Source organism: Enterococcus sp. DIV1208 (assembly GCF_050530455.1).
Lineage (GTDB): Bacteria > Bacillota > Bacilli > Lactobacillales > Enterococcaceae > Enterococcus_B > Enterococcus_B hirae.
On record NZ_CP172887.1, the window covers coordinates 179,892 to 205,519 of the forward strand.

Sequence of the window (25,628 nt, forward strand, 5' to 3'; positions counted from 1 at the left end):
GAAAAAAATGAATTATCATACTTTATTATTCGATGTAGACGATACGTTACTTGATTTTCAGATGACAGAAGCAAAAGCATTAAATGAATTATTTGCAGAGCAAGGAATTGAATTGACACCAGAAGTGAAAACAAGTTATAAGGCATTAAATCATCACTTATGGCGTGAATTTGAAAAAGGGAATATGACGAGAGAAGAGGTTACCGGGAGTCGTTTTGGACTACTATTTCAACAATTTGGTAAAACAGTTGATAGTTTAGCTATGGAGAAAAGATACAGACATTACTTGAATCAGGGGCATGATTTGATTGAGGGAAGTCATGAACTGCTTCAGACGTTATCTTCACAAGCGGATCTTTATATTGTGACAAACGGGGTATCGAAAACGCAATATCAACGTTTGACTGATGCGAAAATGTTGGGCTATTTCAAAAAAATTTTTGTTTCAGAAGATGTGGGCGCCCAAAAACCAATGAAAGAATTTTTTGATCATGTCTTTTCACAGATTCCTCAATTTGAAAAAGAAAAAACAGTTATTATTGGCGATTCATTGACCTCAGATATTAAAGGAGGGAACTTGGCAGGAATTGATACGATTTGGTTTAACAAAAATCGGTTGCCGGAAATTCCAGAAATCGTACCGACTTATCGGATTGATTCGTTAGCAGAACTTTATCCTCTTTTGGAAATCGAGAAGCATTAATTTTCAGAAAAATATAGCATTTTCGTGTATTTTCGCTATAATAGATAAGAATGTAAAAACGGATATGAAAGAGGTTTTAGTCAATGACAAAAAGCAAGCCAATTATCATTGGTGTGACGGGTGGATCAGGAAGCGGTAAAACAAGCGTAAGTCGTGCCATTTTCAATAATTTCCCAGACCATTCCATCATGATGCTTGAACAAGATTCTTATTATAAAGATCAAAGCCATTTGAGCTTTGAAGAACGATTGAATACGAATTATGATCATCCCTTTGCCTTTGATAATGATCTGCTGATTCAGCACGTGAAAGAACTACTGAACTATAACGCCATTGAAAAACCAGTTTATGATTATGTTGCACATACAAGAAGTCAAGCAACAATCATCCAAGAGCCTAAAGAAGTAATTATATTAGAAGGCATTTTGATTCTAGAAGATGAAAATCTACGTGACTTGATGGATATCAAAGTATATGTAGATACAGACGATGATATCCGTATCATCCGCAGAATCAAACGAGATATGGAAGAACGTGGCAGAACGTTGGATTCCGTGATCGAACAATATTTGACTGTGGTTAAACCGATGTATCATCAATTCATCGAACCAACTAAGCGTTACGCCGATATCATCGTGCCAGAAGGTGGCGAAAATCACGTAGCGATCGATTTGATTACGACGAAAGTTGCTAGTTTTTTGGATCATAAATAAAACAAAGAAACCAATAGGATAAGTCGAAGAATCATGAAAATAGGAGAAGCTATTTTCGATTCTTCGACTTATTTATCAAGTGAAACGTTTACTTTTGCAACGATTCTTAATGAAAAGTAGCGCTAAAAGGTGGAGAGACTGAAAATGAACAATCACAATCATTTACATAAATATATCCGAATAATCCCGATTATTGGCTTATTGTTCTTTTTGGTGTTAATCATTTATGCTTATCAACATGGGATCTTTCGATCAACCACTTCTTTGCAACGCTTCATCCAACAATTTGGGGAGTATGCAGTAGTGATTTTTATTCTCCTGCAGATTATTCAAGTGATCATCCCAATACTACCTGGAGGAATTTCTTCAGTGGCAGGCTTGTTGATGTTTGGGAATGGCTGGGGATTACTTTATAGCTGTATTGGATTGATTATCGGTGAAGCCATTGGTTTTTTATTGGTTCGTTATTATGGCGTTAGTTTTGTACAACTTATTTTATCGCCCAAAAAGTACCAAAAATTCGACCAATTACTGACACAGAAAACGAAGGATATCAAAAAAGTACTGTGTTTGACCATGTTGATTCCTTTTGCGCCTGATGACTTGGTTTGTCTGGTCGCAGGGTTAACTAAAATATCTTTTAAGGAATATATCCAAATTGTCCTATTATTGAAACCTTGGTCTGTCGGTGCGTATAGTTTGATTATGTTGTATCTGTTCCAGAAAGCACAAGGAAATTTTTAGCAGTAAGAGAGGAAAGAAAAAGAATGTTAGAAAAAGTCAAGGTAACCTCAACTGAAATTGACGAGTTGGTATCAGTGATCAAGGAAGTTTGGCCAGAAGCATTTGTTCCGATCATTGGGCAAGCACAAGTGGACTATATGCTGGCTACCTATCAATCAAAACAACAGATTGAAAAAGAAGTGGCGGAAGGTGTGCAGTATTTTCTCTTAAAAGAGCAAGGGCAAACGGTCGGATATACCGCCTATGAGGTAATAGCATCCAAAATATATTTGAGTAAGTTATACTTAATGAATCAATTCAGAGGGAAGGGATTGACGTCGGCTCTTTTTCAGTGGTACGAAACTATCGCTAGAGAACAAGGAATCAAAGAGATTTTTCTACGTGTCAATCAAGGCAATGCTCAAGCCATCGCCGTTTACCTTCATCAAGGTTTTGAAATGGCTGGTGAACTGATCTCGGATATTGGTCAAGGATTTCAAATGGTCGATTATCAAATGAAAAAAAGACTCGCATAACTTTGGGATATGTGTTAAAGTAACGACATGCGACGGGTCGAGAAGGCCTCTGGTTTACAGATGCGCCTAATTGATTTTGGAGACACAAGATCATGATGTGATCACTTGCCGGAATGCAAGGGTGTCGGGCAAGACTTTTGTGGAGAAGGGCTTGTCTGCTTGAGTTCACAAAAACTCAAGTACCAGTAAGATAGGACATTAGTCAGAAGAGATTCTGGGTAATGTCCTATTTTTTATGGGTAATCTTTCGTGGTTTGTTTGGCTTGAGCGTTACTATTACTGACAAGAAGACGTGTCGCAATAGGTTATCGCTCGTTATAAGTCGAAATTCTTAGTTGATAGTATCGGCTAAAATTGGTTTCTACTTATGATTAATGCTAGAATGAATGAAAAATAAGTTTTGTAATTACTCGCTAAGGAGTTTTTTTATGTTCGAGAAAATCAAACAATTTGGTCGTAATTTTACGCAATCAACACCTTTTATTTTAGCTAATACGGTTATATTTATTCCGTATCTTTTATTTCTGAATTTGAGCGATGGGGCTAACTGGGCTTCGATTTTACCGTTTACCTTATTTTATACTTTCCGTATGACGGGATTGTTTTTGATCCGCAGTATTCGTTTAGGTCTAGATAGTTATACATTACTGATGATTGCTCTTTTGATGGGAGGGGCGGGTTCGTTATTAGGGATCTTTGGCGTGCTCTATTTCCCCTTGTTTTATTTGTCTAGTATTTTATTGGGATTTAGTGCAGCTTGGCTACTTCCAGCAAATGTGACTGTTAATTACCATGAAAAGCGACAGGGTTTTACGAATATGACAGGCAAAAAATATATCTTTGCGCTACTATTATTGGTTTTGCTTTTTCGCTCGATCGAGTTGTCAGGTACGACCCAAATCGTTGTGACGTTAGGGCTGTATACATTGTTTTATATCATGGCTTATCACACCATCAGCCATTATCCTAGGTATGAATTGGATTTTAAAGAGATGAAAACGACGATTTTTGTCACGAAAGAATTTGTGCTGTTTATTGTGTTTTTTGTCTTATTGTTTTTGCTTCGAAATGCACGCTTGCTCGTTGAGCCAGAACTGTTTGATCTTACAATTTATGTTTTTCTCTTTTTATTTGTTTTAGCCGCTTTTTATTTAGGGCGAGGCAAAAAAAATTGGCAGTTTCCAAGTTGGCTCAATCTCATGAATTTTTTGAGTGGAATGGTGGGGAACTTTCTCTTTTTGTTTAGTACATTTTATGTAGGAGTTTTGTATGGATTTGATCATTTAGCCACTTATATGTATCTACCTTATATAGCTGGAATGGTCGTCGCTAAGCTGATTGGTAATCGTATCTTACGTAGTTTCCCCTCTCCTCCAGTGATCGTCCAGTTGATCGGACTATCTCTCTCTTTATTGATTTTATTGATCCCGACTGCGTTTGTGATTGGATTGTTTTTCTTAAGTTTTTGTCATGCTGTGATCAGCGGTTGGTTAAATCGTGTGTGTTATGACACTGATACGGATATTCCCATGGATCAACGAGTCATCATTAAATTTACGACACAAAACAAAGGGAGTGTGGTCCATCAATTTCTCTTGATGGGGCTGTTACTAGTTCTTACCCGTTGGCTAGAACTACCTGTTGCAGTGTTGTTGCAGTTAACTGACAAGTTAAGAATTCCTACGATCAGTGTGCAATTAATGGAATACGCTAAGTGGGGGAACATCAGCTGGTTACTCCTTGGTGTGCTGGGTGTTTATCTATTATGGAAACGAGAGGTGCGGCATCATGCGAATAATGATTGATGGAGATGGTTCGCCGGTTAAGGAGGATGTAATTGAAATTGCTGGTTTGTATCAAGTGGAAGTCATGATCGTGACGAGCGTGGCTCATTACACCCATAAAGAATATCCAGCGTATGTTCATTTTGTGTACGTTGACCAAGGCGCAGATAGCGCAGATTACCGCATTGTGGGCTTGATTCGCAAAGGAGATATTCTAATCACACAAGATTATGGGTTAGCTTCTTTAGTTTTACCAAAGAGGGTACGAGTGTTTCATCAAACGGGTAAAGAATTTAGTGCAACAACGATTGACTCCTTGTTAGAACAACGTTACCAAAGTGGAAGGTTGCGCAAAGCAGGTCTGCGGACTAGAGGACCTAAACCTTTTACCACTCAAGATCATCAAAACTTTAGACAGGCATTAATTCAAGCACTTGAACAAGTCAAGTTATCTTCAAACAATGAGTAGCGACAATAGGTTTGTTCTCCCCTCAATTAGTACGATATCTTTGCTTGTATTGTCTTTAAAATGATAAAATAATTAAAGATATTTTATTATCTAATTTTTTTCTAATCTGAGGGGAGAGAGTAGAAAATGAAACATGTAAAAGCAATCATGATTTGGGCGATTTTATGGATCGTATTAACAGGATTATACGGAGTTAGCTTCATGGATTCGACAATTGTTGGGGTCATTATCGTCGTGATGATTTATGTATTAGGTGATTTACTCATTTTGCGAAAGGTGGGGAATATTGCGGCGACGATCGCAGATGCCGGTTCTTCCGCAGTCATTTTGTGGGTATATCTTTATTTTATGAATGATATGACGAACATCTGGATGAGAGTTTTGATTCCTGCTTTATTAATTGGCATAGGAGAATGGTTCTTCCATAAATGGTTATTAAATCAAGGGATTGTCCCTGATGAACGAAAGATGGAATAGATGAAAAACAACAATCGAAAAAGAGGCGCAGGCAGCGATGCCGTGCCTTTTTTCTTGATTTAACAAATAAGTTTATCGACTTTTTGAAAAATAAGCTGTTTGATTCTTTTGATTTTGTGCTAAAATATGAAGTAAAAGTGAAAGATATTGGATACGGGAGGACAATCTTTTGAAGATTACTTTACTATATGGTGGACGCAGTGCAGAACATGATGTTTCAGTTCTTTCAGCGTTTTCAGTCTTAAATGCTATTTATTATACGTACTATCAAGTTCAACTGATATTTATCAGCAAAGAAGGTCAATGGGTGAAAGGCCCTTTGTTAACAGAGAAACCAACGAGCAAAGAAGACTTACATTTGACATGGGACCCAAGCGGAAAAGTGACAGATGGCTTTACGGGAAGAGTGATCAATCCTGGAGAAATCAAAGAAGAAGGAACGATTGTTTTCCCTGTCTTACACGGACCTAATGGTGAAGATGGAACGATTCAAGGATTTTTGGAAACATTGAACTTGCCATATGTCGGCGCTGGCGTTTTAACAAGTGCTTGTGCAATGGATAAGATCATGACCAAATACATTTTGCAAGCGGCAGGGGTGCCACAAGTTCCTTATGTCCCTGTTTTGAAAAATCAATGGAAAGAAAATCCTAAAAAAATCTTTGATCAATGTGAAGGGTCTTTGCTTTACCCAATGTTTGTCAAACCAGCAAATATGGGTTCAAGTGTAGGGATCTCTAAAGCGGAGAACCGTGAAGAACTGCAAAATGCGCTTGCATTAGCTTATCAATATGATTCTCGTGCGATCGTTGAGCAAGGGATCGAAGCACGTGAAATTGAAGTAGCTGTTTTAGGGAATGAAGACGTGCGTACCACATTACCTGGTGAAGTAGTCAAAGATGTTGCATTCTATGATTATGATGCGAAATACATCAACAATAAGATTGAAATGCAAATCCCAGCTGAAGTACCGGAAGAGGTCTATCAAAAAGCGCAGGAATATGCAAAAATTGCGTATACAATGCTAGGTGGGAGTGGCTTGAGCCGTTGTGATTTCTTCTTGACGAATAAAAATGAACTATTCCTAAATGAGTTAAATACAATGCCTGGATTCACGCAATTTAGCATGTATCCATTATTGTGGGAAAACATGGGCTTGAAGTATGGCGATTTGATCGAAGAATTGATTCAATTAGGAATCAATCGTTTTAATCAACGACAAGGTTTTTTTGAAGCAAACGAATAGACAATTAAAAATAGAAGCTGGAGCGAATGTCATTCACATTTGTTCCGGCTTCTAAATGCGAAAAGGCGGGTTTTTTATGAAACTAACAGTACAAGAAATCGCTCAAGCTGTAGGAAGCGTAATGAATGATTTAACGGAAATCACAGGTGTGGAGTTCGATAGTCGCAAGATTGAAAAAGGTGGGTTGTTCGTGCCGCTAAAAGGAGCAAGAGATGGACACGAATTTATTCAACAAGCCATGGATAATGGAGCGGTTGCTACTTTTTGGAGTCTGGAAGCGACCAAAGCACCTAGTGGGATTCGAGTGATTCTTGTGGATGATCCACTAAAAGCAATGCAAGATCTGGCGAAGTACTACCTAGCGAAAGTTGGGGCTGAAGTGGTGGCAATTACGGGAAGTAATGGGAAAACAACGACAAAAGATTTGACTGCTTCAGTTTTAGCTCAAAAGTACAAAACCTATAAAACACAAGGAAATTACAACAATAATATTGGCTTGCCTTATACGATTTTGCACATGCCGATGGATACCGAAAAAATCGTTTTAGAAATGGGGATGGATCATGCCAGAGAGATCACTGAGCTTTCTTTGATTGCCCGACCTAAAGTAGCGGCTATTACGATGATTGGTGAAGCACATATTGAAAACCTTGGCTCACGAGCAGGAATCGCGCAAGCAAAAATGGAGATTGTTGATGGTTTGAGAGAAGATGGGCTGTTGATTATCCCAGAAGAAGAACCATTATTGAAACCTTTGACTGAAAGTTTGACTCAAAAAATTGAAACGTTTGGATTAAATACAGGGGAGCTACAGGCGGAGGTAACGAGTGAAGAGAAAACAGCCACACATTTTATCGTCAATGATGAATCGTTCATGATTCCTCTTCCTGGAAGTTATAATGTCACCAATGCGTTGATTGCTTATGCTGTTGGGCAATTTTTTGGTCTGCCAACGGAAGCCATCCGTCTAGGTTTAGCAAGTGTCACAGTGACGCAAAATCGTACGGAGTGGCTAAGTGCTGGAAATGGTGCGGGGATTCTAAGTGATGTCTATAATGCGAATCCTACAGCAATGGGATTGGTCTTAGATACTTTTGCCAACTTACCAACAAAAGGGAGAAGACTTGCTGTACTTGCGGACATGCTGGAATTAGGACCAGATGCTTTGAAGATGCACGCAAGTATGGCTGAACATCTTGATCCAGCTGATTTTGCGGGAGTCTATTTATATGGGCCCCAAATGAAAGCATTATATGAAAAGTTGAACGAAAAGTATCCAGATTTATACGTACAATATTTTGAAACAGATAAAGAACAACTCATTGCAACGGTGAAAGAAGAAATACGTCCGGAAGATAGCATCGTTTTAAAAGGAAGCAATGGAATGGGATTGATTGATGTCGTTAAACAATTGCAAGGAATGAAATAATAAACTGCAAACTTGCAGAAAATAAGAAATTATGCTAGAATAACCTATTGCCGAAAGATGAAGAGAAATTGGACTGGTTCTTTCGTTTATGTAAATTGCTAGAGCCAGATGTCATAACAATGATAAAGCTGAACGCGACCCGTTTGGCTTTTCTAATGCCTAAACTTCGCAAAGTGATTTTTCGGTGGTGCCACAGGGGCTAAGAATGAGTAAAAACGTACGTGGCCACTGTCAAAAAGAACCAAACACTTTGACCGAACAATCGACGGGGTAGCAAAAATTAAGCTACATCCTCAGTTAACAACCATATAGGAGGATTCATTTGAAATTTAAAGAATTAGAATTATCACCAGAATTATTGAAATCAGTAGAGCGTGCTGGTTTTGAAGAAGCAACACCGATCCAGTCAGAAACAATCCCTTTAGCATTGTCTGGAAAAGATGTGATTGGACAAGCACAAACAGGGACTGGTAAGACGGCTGCTTTTGGTTTGCCGATGTTAGAAAAAATTGACACTAATCGCCACGAATTGCAAGGGTTAGTCATTGCACCGACACGTGAATTAGCGATCCAAACACAAGAAGAGCTTTATCGTCTTGGTCGTGATAAAAGAGTACGTGTACAAGCTGTTTACGGAGGTGCTGATATCGGTCGCCAAATCCGTGGATTGAAAGATCGTCCACATATTGTCGTAGGAACACCTGGACGTATGCTGGATCACATCAACCGCCACACATTGAAATTAGGAACAGTGGAAACATTAGTTCTAGATGAAGCAGATGAAATGTTGAACATGGGCTTTTTGGAAGATATTGAAAATATTATTTCAAAAGTACCTGAAGAACGCCAAACATTATTATTCTCAGCAACAATGCCACCTGCAATCAAAAATATCGGCGTGAAATTCATGAAATCACCAACACACGTGAAGATCAAAGCGAAAGAAATGACAGCTGACTTAATCGATCAATATTATGTTCGAGCAAAAGAATACGAAAAATTCGATATCATGACACGTTTGTTCGATGTCCAAACACCAGAACTTACGATTGTTTTTGGTCGTACAAAACGACGTGTTGATGAATTGGCACGTGGATTAGAAGCTCGCGGTTATCGTGCAGAAGGAATCCATGGGGACCTTTCACAACAAAAACGAATGAGTGTTTTACGTTCATTTAAAAATGGTCATTTAGATATTTTAGTTGCTACGGATGTAGCTGCACGTGGTTTGGATATTTCAGGCGTGACTCACGTCTACAACTATGACATTCCACAAGATCCAGAAAGTTATGTTCACCGTATCGGACGTACAGGTCGTGCGGGTAAAGGCGGGATGTCAGTGACATTCGTTACGCCAAACGAAATGAGCTACCTACATGTTATTGAGAACTTAACGAAAAAACGGATGGCTACTCTACGTCCGCCAACTGAAAAAGAAGCATTCAAGGGACAACTAGGTGCTGCAGTGGAACAAATTGAAGCTAAGCTTGAAGAAAACGGCTTAGACAAGTATTTGCAAACAGCAGATAAATTGCTTGAAGAGTATTCTGCACAAGATTTAGTAGCTTTGTTACTAAAAACGACTGCAAAGGATCCTTCTGATGCAATACCAGTTAAAATCACTCCAGAACGTCCATTGCCAATGCAGAAAAAAGGCTATAATAAAAATGGCAAACGTGGCGGCGGAAATAACCGTAATCGACGCGATAATAACAACTACCGTGGCAACAAATCAAAAGGTGGCTACAGTAAAAATAATAACCATCAAAAAGATGGCGGTAAGCGTCAAAACGATAAAAAACGTGGATTTGTGATCCGTACAAATAACGATTAATAATAAATGATAAGCTTCTCTTTTTTAAGAGGAGCTTTCTTTTTAGTTATTTATGGACATATTGGTGGTAAAATACCGAGAATTTGGTAGAATGAGAGTGTTCTAAAATTTTTGAAAAGAGTAGAGTCTATGATTAAAGGAATTGGGATTGATGCAGTTGAGTTACCAAGGATTGCAAAGATCATCAAAGAAAAACAAAATTTTATCGACCGAGTGTTGACGCCAAATGAAATCGAGCAATTTCAAATCCTGCCTTTTCACCGACAAGTAGAATTTCTCGGAGGGCGTTACGCTTGCAAAGAAGCTTTTTCAAAAGCGTGGGGAACTGGTATTGGTAAGGTGACGTTTCAAGAAATTGAAATTTTAAAAAATGATGCAGGACAACCTGTAGTCACAAAATCACCTCATTCAGGTACTTGTTTTGTTAGTATCACGCATACGGATGAATTAGCGTTTGCACAAATTATTTTAGAAGATTAGAAAGAAGGAAAAATCATGGTTGTCGCTTGGCACCGACCTACAAGAGTCATTATACATACAAAAGCTATTACTGAAAATGTCAAAAAAGAATTAGATAGATTACCAAAAGGAAAAGAGCTATTTGCTGTAGTCAAAGCAAATGGTTACGGGCACGGAGCAGTCCAGACAGCAGAAGCTGCACTGGCTGGAGGTGCTACTGGATTTTGTGTGTCTAATCTAGACGAAGGGATTGAATTGCGGGAAGCGGGATTCACACAACCTATTTTAGTGTTGAATATGATTCCCATTGACGCATTGACTTTAGCGGTTGTCCATGATTTATCGATCACTGTAGGAAACAAAGAATGGTTAGAACAGGCTGTTGAATATCTGCAAGAAAGAAAGCTGAAACATGCGTTAGCACTTCATTTGAAAGTTGATACCGGCATGGGACGGATTGGTTTTTTGACACCTGAAGAAGTCGTAGAGGCAGTTTCATTTATTCAAGAAAGTGCTGTATTGGAATGGGAAGGGATTTTCACCCATTTCTCAACGGCTGATCAAGCGGATGAAACGTATTGGCAACAGCAACATCAACGTTTTATAGAGACAATCGATGCATTGCCTGCTTTACCTAAGTATGTTCATGTAAGTAATAGTGCTACTGCTTTATGGCATGATGAAAAAATTGGTAACATGATTCGTTTTGGTGTAGCAATGTATGGGTTAAATCCTTCAGGGCATGCACTGCCAGAACCGTATCCATTGGAACCCGCACTAGAGTTAGTTTCCGAGTTGATCCAAGTGAAACGTTTGGCTAAAGGTGAAGGCATCGGCTACGGGGAAACCTATATTACCGATCAACCAGAGTGGATCGGGACGATCCCGATTGGCTATGCGGATGGCTGGTTACGAAACATGCAAGGCTTTTCCGTCCTAGTGGATGGAAATTTATGTGAAATTGTCGGACGTGTGTGTATGGATCAAATTATGATCCGTTTACCTCAGGAAGTTCCACTGGGAACAAAGGTTACTTTGATTGGTAAAAATCAGGAAAAAGAGATATCGATGCAAGCAGTAGCGGATCAATTAGGTACGATCCACTATGAGGTAGCCTGTGTACTAGGAACGCGCATTCCTAGAGAATATGAAGAGTAAGGAGAATCCTATGGTAAAAAGAGGAGACATTTATTTTGCTGACCTTTCTCCAGTCGTGGGTTCAGAACAAGGCGGGACACGACCTGTCTTAGTTATTCAAAATAATTTAGGGAATCATTTTAGTCCAACGATTATTGTGGCGGCCATTACTGCCAAAATGGCCAAACCTAAATTGCCTACGCATATTGGAATAAAAGCAACTGGTACTGGAATCGAACGTGACTCTGTCATTTTACTTGAACAGATCAGAACAATTGATAAATCAAGATTAAAAGAAAAAGTTTGTCATTTAGATCGAGGAATTATGTCAGAAGTCGATCATGCACTTAAAATCAGTGTAGGTATCGAAGCATTGACCCCTGTCGCTAAATAAGCACATTATGCCTTTACATATAAAAGGAACAAGCTAATTATCTTGAATGTCAATCAACAAAGGTTATAAGAGAAATCGTTGGATCTGAGCGTTAATGATGTCAATCGCTATACGGTCGTTTCTGACTCTTAATAAAAAATGCTGGATAATGATAAGAAAAAAGTTGAGTCAGCATTGTTCAACTTATAAAAAAGCCGTAAGGACCAAAAATAGTTTTCCTATCTTTAGTCCTTACGGCTTTTTTTATATGTGTTTGATTAGTTTATCTTATTCAGAGAGTGACTGCTATTTTGCCAGAATATCTTTCGTCTGTCTAATACTAATTACCAACTAGCTTTTTTGACACCAGGGATCAGTCCTTGATGAGCTAGTTCGCGAAATTTCACACGAGACATGCCGAATTTTCGCATATATCCGCGAGGACGTCCATCGATCAAGTCACGGTTTTTCAAACGCTCAGGGCGTGCATCTAAAGGTAATTGACGTAAGGCTTCATAATCTTTATTCGCTTTTAACTCTTGTCGTAAATCAGCATAGCGGGCAATCATTTCTTGTTGTTTTCTAGCTTTTGCAATTTTTGATTTTTTTGCCATATTTTCCTCCAATAATCTCTTTAATTTTTCAAATCGTAAAAATTACGTTTTAGTGTAGATACCTTAACATAGTGTGAGAAATAAAACAATTATTTTGTTTCTAAAAATGTTTAGTCCTTCTCTTATTCTCTATGAAAGAGAAAGGCCACCGATGCGATTAAAACAGTTTTTTTGTCAAATAGTGGTGTTACACGTAAACTAGAAGAAAAGGAGGGGGTAGAGATGCGTAGGTTTGCTATTAGTGGTTATGGACCAGCTGAAAAGGTGTTTCAAGAAATAGTAGACACACCAAGGGAGGTCACGCCAAATCATCTTCGTGTGGAATTGAAAGCGTTTAGTATCAATCCTTATGATGTCGCTTTGCGTTCAGGAAAGATGAAGGAAGTTCGAACCTTAACATTCCCTTACGTATTAGGGAATGATGGTGCTGGAATCGTGACGGAAGTAGCAAGTGACGTCGATTCATTTGCTGTGGGGGACCGTGTAGTCGTTCATCCTGTGTCAGGTGCTTACGGTGAAGAAATCGTCTTACCAGCAAGTAAAGTGGCTAAAATACCAGATGAAATGAGTTGGGTAGAAGCGGCTGCAATGGTAACGACGGGGATCACTGCTTACAATGTGATTAATCATCTGCTAACGATCCAACCAACTGACACGGTAATGGTGACCGGAGCTTCAGGAGGCGTAGGAACTAGTTTGATCCAATTACTTCATCAAAAAGGGATTCGGACGTTAGCTAGTGCATCAAAGACAAATGAAGAATTAGTCCGAAGTTTAGGCGTTACTCATTTTTCTTCTTATGATCAAGAAAATCCTGAAGAAGTATTCAGTAATCAAGCAGATATTGTGATCGATGCGACGAAAGGAAGCATCGCGGGAGACATGGCTATCAAAATTATGAAAGAAGAAGGTCATTATGTTGCGTTGAACGAATTGCCTTCCCTTGCATCTCGTCAGAAAAAAAATGGGTTTTATGAGACTTTTGTTCCTAGAAAAGAATACTCAGATCAAGAAGCTTTGACTCATTTAATTGCCGCATATAAAACAGGAAATTACCATATTTTTGTAGCAGAAGAATTAGCTGCAACTCTTGATCATTTAATCTGGGCGCACCATCAACTTGAAGGACACCCCTCTGCAGGTAAAATCGTATTAACTTATGATTAGAGCTGGGCTGGTAAAAGGAGCAAACTTTTTCTGGATGCGTTTTCTTCTTCTGATTTTTAGCATGAAAATTTCTTTCTGCTTTATTTAATGGTAAAGTGGTACATGTAAAATTTAACTATTTCTTCAATTCTATGGTCAGACAATCGGACAGTTTGACTATTATGTCTAAATTATCGAGCTTTTTGAAAAAAGGGAATTGAAAATTACATGATTTACATGGTAAAGTAATGCAGCTGAAAAAAGAAGAAGGGGATATTTATGCGGTCAATCAAAAACACATTAAAATTATATCTACTTGACTGGAAAAGAATTTTTAAAAATCCAATTGCTACACTTTTGATCATTGCAATTATGATTATCCCTTCATTGTATGCGTGGTTCAACATCAAAGCGTTATGGGATCCTTACGGAAATACCGGTGAATTGCCTATTGCGGTTTACAGTGCAGATCAACCGGCAGAATTTCGAGGGAAAGAAGTCGCAATTGGGAAAGAAGTGATCAAATCACTTCATGACAATAAACAACTCGGATGGCAATTCGTTGACTCAAAAGCAGAACTGGAACAAGGGGTTCGTTCTGGGAAATATTATGCAGGAATCTACTTACCGAAGGATTTCTCAGAAGACTTGTTAAGTTTTACGAGTGGAGAGATCAGAAAGCCAAAAATCGAATACACGGTGAATGAGAAAATCAATGCGATCGCTCCTAAGATCACCGATAAAGGAGCTTCTGCGATCCAAACACAGATTACGGATGAATTTATTAAGACAGCTAGTTCAACGTTATTGAAGGTCTTTAACGAGATCGGTTATGACATTGATTCGAATCTAGTAAGTATCAATAAGGTCAAATCAATGATACTTTCAACGGATGAGAACCTTGATACGATCGATGGCTATACGCAACAAGTACTCGATTTACAAAAACAACTACCTTCTATTAAAGAAAAGTTAAACAAAGCCAATGAATTTGTGGACTATCTCCCACAAGTCGATGAAATGGGACAAAAAGTGGTTGCACTGAATGATAAAATGCCACAGCTCCAAGAGCAAGCGAAAATCATTTTAGATTTACAACAAAAAATACCGGAAATCCAAAATGCAGGTCGACAAATTGCTGAGATCGATCAGGATTTTTCATCGATCCAAGAAACGATGGATCAAGGAATCACTGAAGCGAAACAAGGGTTGTCGATCATTCAACAAGTCCAAGAAATCTTACCTGACGTGAAGAAATTAGAAACACAAGCAAAAGATCTAGCTACTCAAACAAAATCAGGTGCAGAGCAATTAAAAGACGCATTACCAGGTATCACAACAAGTGTGAATACAACGATACAATCGATTAGTCAGGTAGCAACGTCTATTGATTCATTCACAGCGAGTGTCGATCAGGCAATTGCAGATAATCAATTGACGGAAGAAGAGAAGGGAAACTTACTCAAATTATTGGATAATCTCTACAATAGTTTACCAGCACAGCAACAAGCGATTGATCAGTTGATTACCTTTTTGACACAGTTACAGAATCAAACGGGTAATACCAAACTTCAAAAAATAATTGATACATTAAATAGTATCAAACCAGTTTTAAGCGGCTTACAAAATCGCCTACCAGCGTTGAAACAAGCCATTCAAGAAGGAAATATCGATAACGTAAGAAATATCTTAGGGCAAATTCAAACTGCTGCTAAAAATGTCAATAACTTGATTTCTGGAATCGATGTGAACCAAGTCAGTTCAACCGTTGATTCACTATTAAATCAAGTCATCAGTACGATTGAAACAGCTCAAGGTGCGTTAAGCAAGGCTGACCAAATCGATTTTGATTCGCTGTTAAATTCAACAAAAGCAACAGTGACCAATGCAGTGGCGATATTAGAGAAGTACCAAAAAGAAATGCCAGCGATCGGACAAGAGATCCATGATGCAAACACCATGTTGAATGGTAATATGGAAACGATCGTCAATGGGATCAATAAAGGAGCCGATCTGTATAATAATGATTTGCCAGTGTTAGCCAACAAATTGAGTACAGCTGCTAACTTTATCCAAAATGACTGGCCAACGATCAAAAATGAAATCACAAGTACGATGACGACAGCAAATGAAAAAATGCCACAAGTCGAAACGGCAGTAAATGCAGCAGCTGATTTGATCAATAACGATTGGCCAAACATCAAGACAGGTATCCAAAAAGCAGCAGATGCTATTCGTAAAGGAGAAAAAGAAGTTGATCTAGGAGAAGTGATCAAATTATTGAAACTAGATGCCACGAAAGAGAGTGACTTCTTTACGCAACCAGTAGAATTAAAAACCAATACGATGTATCCAATTGCAAACAACGGATCGGCAAGTACGCCATTTTATACAGCACTTTGCTTGTGGGTGGGAGCTGTCTTACTCTCAAGTGTAGCGACAACCGATTATTATCTCGGTAAAAAAGAAAGAAACAATTTTACAAAACGAGAACAATTTGTTGCTCGAATGCTCACGTTCTTAACGATGGCTATCGCACAAAGTTTGATCGTTACTTTAGGAAATATCTTTTTATTAGGTGTAGATGTCCATAATCCAGTTTACAGCGTGTCCTTTGCCGTTTTGATCTCGCTAGCCTTTATGATGATCGTGTATGTTTTAGCGGCGCTATTTGATAATGTTGGAAAGGGACTTGCGATCATTATCCTCGTGCTATCGATTTCTGGTGGAGGTGGAAACTATCCTATCCAAGTATCAGGGAAGTTCTTCCAAATGATCAATCCATTCTTGCCATTCACTCATGCGGTTAATCTATTACGAGAATCAGCAGGAGGAATCTATTGGCCAAATGCTGCAAATGCGATTTGGATCATGATTGGTCTATTCGTTAGCTTTGGTGTTATTGGAACGGCTGTTGCGCCTTATGTCCAAGAAAAAATGGTCAAATTCAAAGAAGCAGCACATCAGAGTCATATTTTCCACTAGTAGTTAAAGCAATAACCAGTTTGAAAAAAGAAGACCTTGTTAGACAGAAATAGTCATGTATTTTCGTCTGACAAGGCCTTTATTTTATTAACAGAGCTTAGGTGATCAGAGGAGCTATTTTTTTCTTTTTGTAGAAACAACGAGTTTAATTGAAAAAATTGAAAATAGAAAAGTAAAGTTTGTTATGGCTGATTCCACAATGATTGATTATTGCTAGAAAAAATCACAGTCCGTTTGCTTATTTTTTGGAAAGTGCTGGTTGTTCAAGTTCTACGAAAAGTAAAAGTTTTTATTGAATAGGAAAGAAAAATCTCGATGAGTGAGATGTTACATTTTTTGACAGAAAAGGAAAAAAGTCGTTGAAATGTAAGGCATTTGCTAATTTAACGTACGATTGAAAAAAATACTGTTTTTTTTCTAATTTTTTTCAATTAATTTTATGAAAGTTTATTGACTTTTATATTATGGGAGCGTACTATAACATCTTGTTTAAGATAAATTTTTTTTAATTTTGACAATAATAATTTTGAAGTAAATATGTGTGTAAAGGAGTAAAAAAATTGGACTACTTAAAAAGGTTGTTAGTAGGTAAGCCGTTGAAATCTGCTGAAAACGACGAGCATAAATTAACTCGTTTTGCCGCGTTAGCATTGCTGTCATCGGATGCCCTATCATCCATTGCTTACGGTACAGAGCAGATTGTGGTTGTTTTAGTTGCCTTGTCAACTGCAGCCATTTGGTATTCACTGCCAATTGCAGCATTTGTTATTATTCTATTGATTTCATTAACTCTCTCTTACCGTCAAATCATTCACGCGTATCCTCAAGGCGGAGGGGCTTACGTCGTCAGCAGTGAAAACCTTGGAAAAAATGCCGGGTTGATCGCTGGAGGTTCCTTGTTGATCGACTATATGTTGACGGTAGCTGTTTCCGTGTCAGCTGGTGCCGAAGCGATTACCTCGGCAATTCCCGCATTGTATGGTCACCAAGTAGCAATCTCAGTTGCAATCGTATTGCTCTTGATGATGCTGAATTTACGCGGGTTAAGGGAATCGGCTTCTTTCTTGCTATTCCCTGTTTACACGTTCATCATTGTGATTACGTTGCTAATTGCGGTCGGACTGTTTAATATCATTACTGGTGCCGTACCATTACATGCAACAGCCTTACCTGGAGCTGCAATCCCAGGGGTGTCGATCGCATTGATTTTGCGAGCATTCTCTTCTGGTTCTTCTTCTTTAACAGGGGTTGAAGCAATTAGTAATGCCGTACCATTTTTCAAGAAACCTCGAGCAAAAAATGCAGCAGTAACTTTAACAATGATGGCTTTGATCTTAGGCTTCTTCTTTGTCGGTATCACGTTCATCAACTATTGGTATGGGATCGTGCCTGAAAAAGAAGTTACTGTATTGTCTCAGATTGGGAAAGCTGTCTTTGGCCATGGCGCATTGTATTATGTATTACAATTTGCTACCGCTTTGATCTTGGCGGTTGCTGCCAATACTGGATTCTCTGCATTCCCAGTATTAGCATACAATTTGGCAAAAGATAAGTTCATGCCACATATGTATCAAGATCGTGGCGATCGTTTAGGATACTCAAATGGGATCATGACATTAGCTTTTGGTTCGATCATTCTCTTATTTATTTTCCATGGTTCAACGGAACGTTTGATTCCGTTATACTCGATCGGTGTATTTATTCCTTTTGCGCTATCACAAACAGGAATGGTCGTTAAATGGAAAAAAGAAGGAAAGAACTGGTTAGGAAAATCTATTGCAAATATCACAGGTGCGTTTATCTCTTATGCGATCATTGCGATTTTGTTCGTTTACCGCTTAGGTGATATTTGGCCATTCTTTATCATCATGCCAATTGTGATGTATATTTTCTATCGCATTCATGATCACTACAAAAAGGTAGCAGAACAGTTGCGACTTGAAACGGACGCCAAGTTACATGACTATGATGGAAATACCGTGCTGGTTTTAGTAGGAAATGTCACACGTGTTAACATCGGTGCGATCAATTATGCTCGTTCGATCGGGGATTATGTGGTGGCCATGCACGTGTCATTGGATGAAGATATAGCAAAAGAAAAAGAAATTGAAGCAGACTTCAAGAAACATTTTCCTGATGTCCGTTTTTCAGTTGTTCATTCTTCTTATCGTTCCATTGAAAATCCAATTATCCGCTACGTTGATCTGGTAAGTAAAAATGCCGCAAAACAAAACTATACGACGACAGTATTGATTCCACAGTTTGTACCAAACCGTCGTTGGCAAAATATCTTACACAATCAAACAAGTTTACGATTAAGACTTCGTTTATCTTGGCGAGAAAATATCGTGATAAGTACGTATAGTTATCATTTGAAGAAATAAATGTTAAAGACCAAAAAATGCTTGAGTGAGAAACTCAGGCATTTTTTTATTTATTTATTTTATAATTACAAAAAAAATAAATAAAAAAGTGTCACTTAATTGATGTATTTTTTTAGTAGAACATGTTTATCCAATTTATTTGAAGGAGCTGAAAAGACAATGGCACAATATTATAGAAATACTGAAAATGGAAAAGTCTTGACGGAAGATCAATATAAAGAAATCAAGGATCAAATGGGCAACTTTCAAAAAGTATCTGACGATCAACTCAATAAGTCAGAAATGTTGATGGCTAAAATTGCTTCAGGTGATCTAAATGATTATTCTTCTTTTTATGAAATGGAAGATCTAGCTCTAGATCCAAACATCGAAGTAGAGCCGGAAAATACACTAATAGTGATCAACATGGCGGAAGATGTTCACTGCTTAGAAGTGTTCAATAAACTTAAAAGAAATGATCTAAAGCCAGATGTTGAGGTTCAACAAGTGATGTTAGCTCAACGCGCGTTTGACGAAAGAGGATTTACAGTGATGGATTTTGAGAATCTTTCAGGCGAAAAGAATGAGTGGCGTGATAGTATTTTAGGTATTATCATTGGCTTTCTCGGTGGTCCATTAGGGGCGATCTTTGGCTGGGCGATTGGCGATGTCATTGGTTTTGGGCAAGCGCATCATGCAGAGAAAAAATCTAAAAATGTTTTTCATTATATTGCTAACTGTATCCCAGAAGGACAAGAAGGGGTCTTAGCGATTGTCAAAGAAATGGATGCAAAGAAATTGAATGACTTAATCACTACGGAATTTGGAGGCACAATTGAACGTTTTGAACTCAATCATATCAATGATGCAATCAAATCTATAAAAAAATAAAACGATTATTTGCAAGAAATCGGTTTGTTCGTTCGTTTCTCTTTCTTCTTTTTTCGAGTGCGGGTTTTGCCAAGGTAACAGTAAAAATGTTAGAATGACAAGGCAGAAGATAGAAAGTGAGTGACGATATGTTAACAACAGAAGATTTTGACTTTGATTTACCAGAAGAGTTGATCGCTCAAACACCACTAAAAGACCGTGACCATTCTCGGTTACTAGTTTTAGATCGTACAACTGGGGAAATGTCGGATAAACATTTCCATGACATCTTAGAAGAATTGCATCCAGGAGATGCGTTAGTGATGAATAATACACGTGTGTTGCCAGCTCGTTTATATGGTGAAAAAACTGAAACAGGTGCACACCTGGAAGTATTACTTTTGACAAATACAGAAGGAGATACTTGGGAAACGTTGATCAAACCGGCAAAACGAGCGAAAGTAGGTACACGAATTACATTTGGTGATGGTCGCTTACAAGCAGTTGTCAAAGAAGAATTAGAACATGGCGGAAGAATCATTGAATTTGAATACGAAGGTATTTTTCTTGAAACGTTGGAATCATTGGGCGAAATGCCTTTACCTCCTTATATCAAAGAACGTTTAGAGGATCCAGATCGTTACCAAACTGTTTATGCAAAAGAAAACGGGTCAGCAGCAGCTCCTACAGCTGGATTACATTTTACCAAAGAATTGTTAGCAGAAATCGAAGCAAAAGGGGTAGAACTCGTCTATTTGACACTTCACGTAGGCTTAGGAACATTCCGGCCGGTCAGTGTGGACAAGATTGAAGAACACCATATGCACAGTGAATTTTATCGTCTAACAGAAGAAGCAGCAAGTCGCTTAAATCAAGTCCGTCAAAATGGTGGCAAGATCATCGCCGTAGGAACGACTTCGATCCGTACACTTGAAACGATTGGAACCAAATTTGATGGTGAAATCAAAGCAGATAGTGGTTGGACAGATATTTTCATCACACCAGGTTATCAGTTTAAAGTGGTAGAGGCATTTTCAACAAATTTCCATTTACCAAAATCAACATTAGTCATGTTAGTGAGTGCCTTTGCTGGACGAGAATTAACATTAGCAGCTTACCAACATGCTATTGATGAACGTTATCGCTTCTTTAGTTTCGGCGATGCAATGTTTGTCAAATAAAGATAAAAAAGCTGTTTCAATACGATTAAACAAAATGGCAGTAATTGCCCATTATAAATTATCAGTCAAAGAATCCTCAACTAGAAAAATGGGTTCTTTGACTGATTTTTTTCTATTCTTTGTTTTAGTTGGAATTAAAAAGTGTAGGAGACATGGATTCGTTTCTTGCAGAAGATAAATAAACTCAGGCGACAAAAAAAGCTGGGCTCTCGATAAGCCCAGCTCTTCGTATGCGGAAGGAATCAAATAAACAAAATAAGTGTAACTTTCCATGACCCATGCAAAGTACCGTGTTGAATTTCTTCTTGATAAACAAAAAATCTTGTTTTTGTTACATCTTCAACAGTTGAAACATCTCTTGATTCTATTCAGTTTTCAGATATTCATGTTCTTCTTTTTTACGTATCATGTTACTTCTGGTTTAGATACTGCATGATCTAACGCCTCATACGCATTCACTATTTGTAAAAGATTATACTTCACATGACCTCATTGGTGAAACCTGTACCTTTTAACAACTTTGTTTGCTTATACTAATCTATCGAGAAATTCTTTTGTTTATTTGATGGTATCCTCCTTCCTTACACTTATAATATAGCACACTTTGTTAACGGTTGCAAAAAAGAAGCTCACGAGATATGCTTATTTTAGAGAAGCAACAAGCGGTATAGTTGAATAAGGCAATTTAACAGTGGTATAGTAAAATAAGTACCTTTTTTGTGTGCTTAAAATAAAGGAGGAATAGGATGGATGATTTTAAGAAAACAGTGAAAGAAGTGGAGAGTGAAACAAAAACAACAATTGAACAGGGGTTAACGACCCAAGAAGCAGAAAAAAGAAGTCAAGAACAAGGGAAAAACAAATTTGAGGAAGCGCCTAAAGAGTCATTGGCAAAAAAGTTTTTACGAAGTTTATCTGATTTTACTACGATTATTTTACTTGTAGCAGCAGTCATTTCTTTTTATACTGCCTTTGCCACCGAACATGGGGATTTATTTGAAGGACTGTTGATCATTGCGATCGTAATCATTAATTCAGTATTAGCTATCGTACAAGAAGGAAATGCCGAAAAAGCGTTGGAATCTCTTCAGGATATGAACAAGCAAACTGCCACAGTCATCCGAGATGGCAAAGTTGAAAAAGTGGATGCTGAACACCTAGTTGTGGGAGATGTTCTGGTCTTGGAATCTGGCTCAGCCATTGCGGCGGATGCTCGATTAGTTGAAACCTCGCAATTAAGAGTAGAGGAATCGGCACTGACTGGTGAAAGTGAAGCGGTCGAAAAAGATGCAGATTATGTGAGTCAAGAAGATGATGCCTTAGGTGATCAAATCAATATGGTGTTTAAAGGGTGTACAGTCGCAGCTGGTCGTGGGAAAGCGATTGTGACCGCTATCGGGATGAAAACCGAAATGGGTAAGATTGCTGGACTTTTAAATGACAACACTGCTCAAAAAACACCATTACAAATTCGATTGAATCAACTAGGCAAACGCATCAGTTTTATCGCATTAGCTGCTGCAGCGTTAGTGTTTATTATTGGTGAACTCCAAGGAGAACCCTTACTGGAAATGTTTATGACATCCATTTCTTTAGCCGTCGCTGCGGTGCCAGAAACATTGACAGTTATCGTTACATTGACTTTAGCATATGGTGTCCAAAAAATGGCGAAGAAACATGCCATTATTCGTCAGCTCCCCGCAGTTGAGACTTTAGGAACAGCCAATGTGATTTGTTCAGATAAAACGGGAACGCTGACACAAAATAAAATGCGTGTCCGCCGAGTTTGGAGCAAAGAAGATGAAGTGACTGATGTAGAGGACTCAATGACCAACAGTGCGATGGAAATCTTGAAGATGGCTGCTCTTTGTACCGATGTGACGGTCGAAAAAGAAAATGATGAATTGATTGTCAAAGGAAACCCTACAGAAGCCGCGATCGTACGAGCGGTTGAAGAAAATTATCACACAAAAGAGGAATTAGAAGAAAAGTACCCGAGAGTGGCAGAACTATCCTTTGATTCAGACCGTAAGATGATGACAACGGTTCATCAAATGGGTGAAAAATACATTTCAATTACGAAAGGCGCTTTTGACGTCCTAGCTTCGCGTTTTACTTCAGGAGACATTGAACAGGCCACGATCGTCAATGATAGCTTTGGGAAAAAAGCTTTAAGGGTCATTGCGGTAGGTTATGCTACCTATGAAGAAGAACCGCAAGAAATCACTTCAGAAGCATTAGAAAAAGATTTACGTTTGATTGGTTTGATCGGTATGATTGATCCGCCTCGTCCTGAAAGTAAAGGAGCAATCAAACGAGCAAAAAAAGCAGGAATCAAAACAGTGATGATCACAGGAGATCATGTTGTTACGGCTAGTGCCATAGCCAAAGAATTAGGGATTTTATCAAATCCAGCCGAAGCACTGTCGGGCTCAGAACTACAAGCACTATCTGATGATGAATTAGACGAGCGTGTCAAAGACCTTTCTGTTTATGCTCGTGTTACGCCGGAAGACAAGATCCGGATCGTTAAATCATGGCAACGAACTGGTGCCGTGGTGGCTATGACTGGAGATGGCGTCAACGATGCTCCCGCCTTGAAGGCAAGTGACGTAGGGTGTGCAATGGGAATCACTGGAACTGACGTGGCACAGAGTGCATCAGATATGATCTTGACCGATGACAACTTTGCAACGATCGTCGATGCGGTTAGTCAAGGACGTTCCGTCTATCAAAACATTCGTAAAGCGATCAACTTTTTGTTGAGTTGTAATGTCTCAGAAATTTTTATTGTGTTGATTGCGATGCTAGTGGGCTGGGGAGCACCGTTTACAGCAGTTCAATTGTTGTTTGTCAACGTGGTTGCTGATGGGTTGCCTGGATTTGCTTTGGGGCGTGAACCAGCAGAAAAAGGGATCATGGACGAAGCACCGATTCCTAAGAATGAAGGGATTTTTGCTCGAGGATTACTACAAAAAATTGCGATCAATGCGACTATATTTACGATCGTGACTTTGTTTGGTTATTATTTGGGAAGCTATGTCGATACTATTAGCCCTTGGGTCGATGCAGGACAAGAAGTTGGACAGACAGTTGCCTTTTTAGTGTTAGCATACTCGTCAATCCTCCATGTATTCAATGTGCGTAGCAGTCAGTCAATTTTCAAAGTGAACTTAGCAACGAATAAATCGTTATTGGAAATGGCGGTACTTTCATTGGTCATCACTACGGTCATTGCACTTTTACCGTTTACCCAAGAACTCTTTGGCTTAGTGCATGTTAGCTTAAACCATTGGTTGTTAGTAGGCTTTTTATCAGTCGTACCTGTGGCTGTGAATGAGTTGATCAAATTTCATCAATTGCCTGAAGCAGAAGAAGAATAAATCAAAAGAGCTTGGGACAAAAACGAACAGCCCAAGCTCTTTCGCATGTAAAAAATGGCTAAAAGACGTTTAAACAGCTGACTTTCAGTAGGGAAAGTTGATGCGAGAGATTTTTCTTTCCTGCTTCTGCGGTTACTCGTCACATTCTACTTGGCGTGTTTTGTTCTTAATTTGTTTTACTTTCTTTTTGCCTTGATTGATCAAAAACAACGTAAGTAATGACATAGAAAGTAAATAGATAAAATTAAAGAACCAATTGTTTAACAGACTTCCTTCCTTTGGTAAATAAAACTCATAAATATAAATATAGAAAATATGAATAAAATAAAGTTCTTGTGAATGAAGAGAAAGATAATTACTGATAGGGGCGAAGAAATTCCCTTCATATTTAGCTAACATATACCATAAGAAACAGCCACAGAAACAGCCATATAAAATAAAAGGCAACTGTGGTGGGTATTTAAAGTAAGTTAATCCATGGAGTCCGTAGAGATAGAAACTAATGCTTAAGTAACATAAGATAACAATTGATAAGTGTAATAGTTTTTTTCGGTCTAATTGAAAAACAAGTAATCCTAGTAAAGCAATCGGACAATAGCCAAAAGCTAAAGGAACGAGTTGAGTATAAAGGATTTGCCATGAGCTTGGAACATAAGGAATCAAATAAACTAAAAAGATTTGGAGGATTAATAATAAAGTGAAAATACCAAGTATTTCCACAAAGTGCTGATATTTTTTGCTCAATTTATACAGGAAGGGCATGAGTAAAGATACAAGAAAAAACGTTCGCATAATCCAAGCATAACCATAACCTGTATCCATGAAAAAAGCGTGCAAAATATAAAAAATATTAAATTGATAAGGAGTATCGGTAATCTGAGCAATGAAAAAAAGTGATGTAAATAATAACGCCAGAAATATATAAGTTGGAACCATTAAACGAGTGAATCTTTTTTTGACATAGGAAATATAGGAGAGATTCTTGCTGCTATAGTAATAAGAAATAGCTAAACAAAAGGCCATTAATGGCACATCAAAACAACGCAAATTGAACAGGATTCCTTGTAATCCTGTATGAGCAAGAATGATACACAAAATTGCTAATGCTCTCAAGTGATCAATTTTTTGATTGCGTGATCGTTTCATAAAATAATCATCCTTAATAAAGTGGCTGGGGCAATAGTGACTCTATAATTTGAGGTT

21 protein-coding genes are annotated in these 25,628 nt (G+C 38.2%); 19 read left to right on the forward strand and 2 right to left on the reverse strand.

Features of this window, described 5'->3' with window-relative positions:
* Positions 1-7 precede the first annotated feature (7 nt).
* From IGK91_RS00905 to IGK91_RS00965, 13 genes are all read left to right on the forward strand, one after another.
* A complete protein-coding gene (locus IGK91_RS00905; RefSeq protein ID WP_010720342.1) occupies positions 8-703 on the forward strand; it encodes a YjjG family noncanonical pyrimidine nucleotidase in 696 nt (231 codons plus the stop codon).
* A gap of 83 nt (positions 704-786) precedes the next feature.
* Positions 787-1,416: a uridine kinase gene (udk, locus tag IGK91_RS00910; protein WP_010720341.1), complete on the forward strand. Its 630-nt coding sequence runs from the start codon at positions 787-789 to the stop codon at positions 1,414-1,416.
* A gap of 144 nt (positions 1,417-1,560) precedes the next feature.
* A complete protein-coding gene (locus tag IGK91_RS00915; protein WP_010736855.1) occupies positions 1,561-2,160 on the forward strand; it encodes a TVP38/TMEM64 family protein in 600 nt (199 codons plus the stop codon).
* Between the two features lie 23 nt (positions 2,161-2,183).
* A complete protein-coding gene (locus IGK91_RS00920) occupies positions 2,184-2,675 on the forward strand; it encodes a GNAT family N-acetyltransferase (protein WP_010736856.1) in 492 nt (163 codons plus the stop codon).
* Between the two features lie 428 nt (positions 2,676-3,103).
* Entirely contained in the window at positions 3,104-4,480 is a 1,377-nt protein-coding gene (locus tag IGK91_RS00925) for a hypothetical protein (protein ID WP_010736857.1), read from the forward strand.
* Positions 4,464-4,928, forward strand: coding sequence for a YaiI/YqxD family protein (locus IGK91_RS00930; RefSeq protein ID WP_010720337.1), 465 nt, complete (start codon positions 4,464-4,466; stop codon positions 4,926-4,928). Before IGK91_RS00925 ends, IGK91_RS00930 begins: the two co-directional genes overlap by 17 nt.
* Before the next feature lie 126 nt (positions 4,929-5,054).
* Positions 5,055-5,405 carry a DUF2512 family protein gene (locus IGK91_RS00935; protein ID WP_317750170.1) on the forward strand — a complete coding sequence of 117 codons (351 nt, stop codon included), beginning with the start codon at positions 5,055-5,057 and terminating at the stop codon, positions 5,403-5,405.
* 169 nt (positions 5,406-5,574) lie between these two features.
* Positions 5,575-6,651, forward strand: a complete 1,077-nt coding sequence (locus IGK91_RS00940) for a D-alanine--D-alanine ligase (RefSeq protein ID WP_010736859.1) — start codon at positions 5,575-5,577, stop codon at positions 6,649-6,651.
* 76 nt (positions 6,652-6,727) lie between these two features.
* Complete coding sequence (locus IGK91_RS00945; protein WP_010736860.1) at positions 6,728-8,080, forward strand: UDP-N-acetylmuramoyl-tripeptide--D-alanyl-D-alanine ligase; 1,353 nt, start codon at positions 6,728-6,730, stop codon at positions 8,078-8,080.
* A 322-nt stretch (positions 8,081-8,402) separates the two neighbouring features.
* The gene (gene cshA / locus IGK91_RS00950; RefSeq protein ID WP_010736861.1) at positions 8,403-9,914 is read left to right on the forward strand and encodes a degradosome RNA helicase CshA; all 1,512 of its coding nucleotides are present in this window, start codon (positions 8,403-8,405) and stop codon (positions 9,912-9,914) included.
* A gap of 129 nt (positions 9,915-10,043) precedes the next feature.
* Complete coding sequence (acpS, locus tag IGK91_RS00955) at positions 10,044-10,394, forward strand: holo-ACP synthase (protein ID WP_010720332.1); 351 nt, start codon at positions 10,044-10,046, stop codon at positions 10,392-10,394.
* A gap of 15 nt (positions 10,395-10,409) precedes the next feature.
* Positions 10,410-11,531 (forward strand): alanine racemase, encoded by a 1,122-nt coding sequence (gene alr, locus IGK91_RS00960; protein WP_081123145.1) that lies wholly within the window; start codon positions 10,410-10,412, stop codon positions 11,529-11,531.
* Positions 11,532-11,541: 10 nt separating this feature from the next.
* Positions 11,542-11,904: a type II toxin-antitoxin system PemK/MazF family toxin gene (locus tag IGK91_RS00965; RefSeq protein WP_010720330.1), complete on the forward strand. Its 363-nt coding sequence runs from the start codon at positions 11,542-11,544 to the stop codon at positions 11,902-11,904.
* A 323-nt stretch (positions 11,905-12,227) separates the two neighbouring features.
* Here IGK91_RS00965 and rpsN read toward each other — a convergent pair whose 3' ends face one another.
* Positions 12,228-12,497 carry a 30S ribosomal protein S14 gene (gene rpsN, locus IGK91_RS00970; protein ID WP_010736862.1) on the reverse strand — a complete coding sequence of 90 codons (270 nt, stop codon included), beginning with the start codon at positions 12,495-12,497 and terminating at the stop codon, positions 12,228-12,230.
* Positions 12,498-12,719: 222 nt separating this feature from the next.
* On the opposite strand from rpsN, the gene IGK91_RS00975 reads away from it, so the two are divergent.
* The 6 genes from IGK91_RS00975 to IGK91_RS01000 all read left to right on the forward strand — a co-directional run bounded on the left by IGK91_RS00975 (position 12,720) and on the right by IGK91_RS01000 (position 24,425).
* Positions 12,720-13,664 carry an NADP-dependent oxidoreductase gene (locus tag IGK91_RS00975; RefSeq protein WP_010736863.1) on the forward strand — a complete coding sequence of 315 codons (945 nt, stop codon included), beginning with the start codon at positions 12,720-12,722 and terminating at the stop codon, positions 13,662-13,664.
* Positions 13,665-13,922: 258 nt separating this feature from the next.
* On the forward strand, positions 13,923-16,628 hold the full coding sequence (locus IGK91_RS00980; RefSeq protein WP_034866037.1) for a YhgE/Pip domain-containing protein: 2,706 nt from the start codon (positions 13,923-13,925) through the stop codon (positions 16,626-16,628).
* Positions 16,629-17,188: 560 nt separating this feature from the next.
* The gene (locus IGK91_RS00985; protein WP_081123146.1) at positions 17,189-19,012 is read left to right on the forward strand and encodes an amino acid permease; all 1,824 of its coding nucleotides are present in this window, start codon (positions 17,189-17,191) and stop codon (positions 19,010-19,012) included.
* 159 nt (positions 19,013-19,171) lie between these two features.
* A complete protein-coding gene (locus tag IGK91_RS00990; protein WP_010736866.1) occupies positions 19,172-19,882 on the forward strand; it encodes a hypothetical protein in 711 nt (236 codons plus the stop codon).
* Between the two features lie 128 nt (positions 19,883-20,010).
* The gene (gene queA, locus IGK91_RS00995; protein ID WP_010736867.1) at positions 20,011-21,042 is read left to right on the forward strand and encodes a tRNA preQ1(34) S-adenosylmethionine ribosyltransferase-isomerase QueA; all 1,032 of its coding nucleotides are present in this window, start codon (positions 20,011-20,013) and stop codon (positions 21,040-21,042) included.
* 746 nt (positions 21,043-21,788) lie between these two features.
* The gene (locus IGK91_RS01000) at positions 21,789-24,425 is read left to right on the forward strand and encodes a cation-translocating P-type ATPase (RefSeq protein ID WP_034866035.1); all 2,637 of its coding nucleotides are present in this window, start codon (positions 21,789-21,791) and stop codon (positions 24,423-24,425) included.
* Positions 24,426-24,557: 132 nt separating this feature from the next.
* Here the strand turns inward: IGK91_RS01000 and IGK91_RS01005 are convergent, their stop codons facing one another.
* Positions 24,558-25,571 (reverse strand): acyltransferase family protein, encoded by a 1,014-nt coding sequence (locus IGK91_RS01005; protein WP_010736869.1) that lies wholly within the window; start codon positions 25,569-25,571, stop codon positions 24,558-24,560.
* Positions 25,572-25,628: the final 57 nt, after the last annotated feature.

Excerpts from the sequence above, each read along its gene's own strand:
- queA (WP_010736867.1), top strand. The coding sequence starts at position 20,011 with ATGTTAACAACAGAAGATTTTGACTTTGATTTACCAGAAGAGTTGATC.
- acpS (WP_010720332.1), top strand. The coding sequence starts at position 10,044 with ATGATTAAAGGAATTGGGATTGATGCAGTTGAGTTACCAAGGATTGCA.
- IGK91_RS00920 (WP_010736856.1), top strand. The coding sequence starts at position 2,184 with ATGTTAGAAAAAGTCAAGGTAACCTCAACTGAAATTGACGAGTTGGTA.
- IGK91_RS00975 (WP_010736863.1), top strand. The coding sequence starts at position 12,720 with ATGCGTAGGTTTGCTATTAGTGGTTATGGACCAGCTGAAAAGGTGTTT.
- rpsN (WP_010736862.1), bottom strand. The coding sequence starts at position 12,497 with ATGGCAAAAAAATCAAAAATTGCAAAAGCTAGAAAACAACAAGAAATG.
- IGK91_RS00990 (WP_010736866.1), top strand. The coding sequence starts at position 19,172 with ATGGCACAATATTATAGAAATACTGAAAATGGAAAAGTCTTGACGGAA.
- IGK91_RS00945 (WP_010736860.1), top strand. The coding sequence starts at position 6,728 with ATGAAACTAACAGTACAAGAAATCGCTCAAGCTGTAGGAAGCGTAATG.
- udk (WP_010720341.1), top strand. The coding sequence starts at position 787 with ATGACAAAAAGCAAGCCAATTATCATTGGTGTGACGGGTGGATCAGGA.
- IGK91_RS00925 (WP_010736857.1), top strand. The coding sequence starts at position 3,104 with ATGTTCGAGAAAATCAAACAATTTGGTCGTAATTTTACGCAATCAACA.
- alr (WP_081123145.1), top strand. The coding sequence starts at position 10,410 with ATGGTTGTCGCTTGGCACCGACCTACAAGAGTCATTATACATACAAAA.
- IGK91_RS00915 (WP_010736855.1), top strand. The coding sequence starts at position 1,561 with ATGAACAATCACAATCATTTACATAAATATATCCGAATAATCCCGATT.
- IGK91_RS00965 (WP_010720330.1), top strand. The coding sequence starts at position 11,542 with ATGGTAAAAAGAGGAGACATTTATTTTGCTGACCTTTCTCCAGTCGTG.
- IGK91_RS00980 (WP_034866037.1), top strand. The coding sequence starts at position 13,923 with ATGCGGTCAATCAAAAACACATTAAAATTATATCTACTTGACTGGAAA.
- IGK91_RS00930 (WP_010720337.1), top strand. The coding sequence starts at position 4,464 with ATGCGAATAATGATTGATGGAGATGGTTCGCCGGTTAAGGAGGATGTA.
- IGK91_RS00905 (WP_010720342.1), top strand. The coding sequence starts at position 8 with ATGAATTATCATACTTTATTATTCGATGTAGACGATACGTTACTTGAT.
- IGK91_RS01000 (WP_034866035.1), top strand. The coding sequence starts at position 21,789 with ATGGATGATTTTAAGAAAACAGTGAAAGAAGTGGAGAGTGAAACAAAA.
- IGK91_RS00935 (WP_317750170.1), top strand. The coding sequence starts at position 5,055 with ATGAAACATGTAAAAGCAATCATGATTTGGGCGATTTTATGGATCGTA.
- IGK91_RS01005 (WP_010736869.1), bottom strand. The coding sequence starts at position 25,571 with ATGAAACGATCACGCAATCAAAAAATTGATCACTTGAGAGCATTAGCA.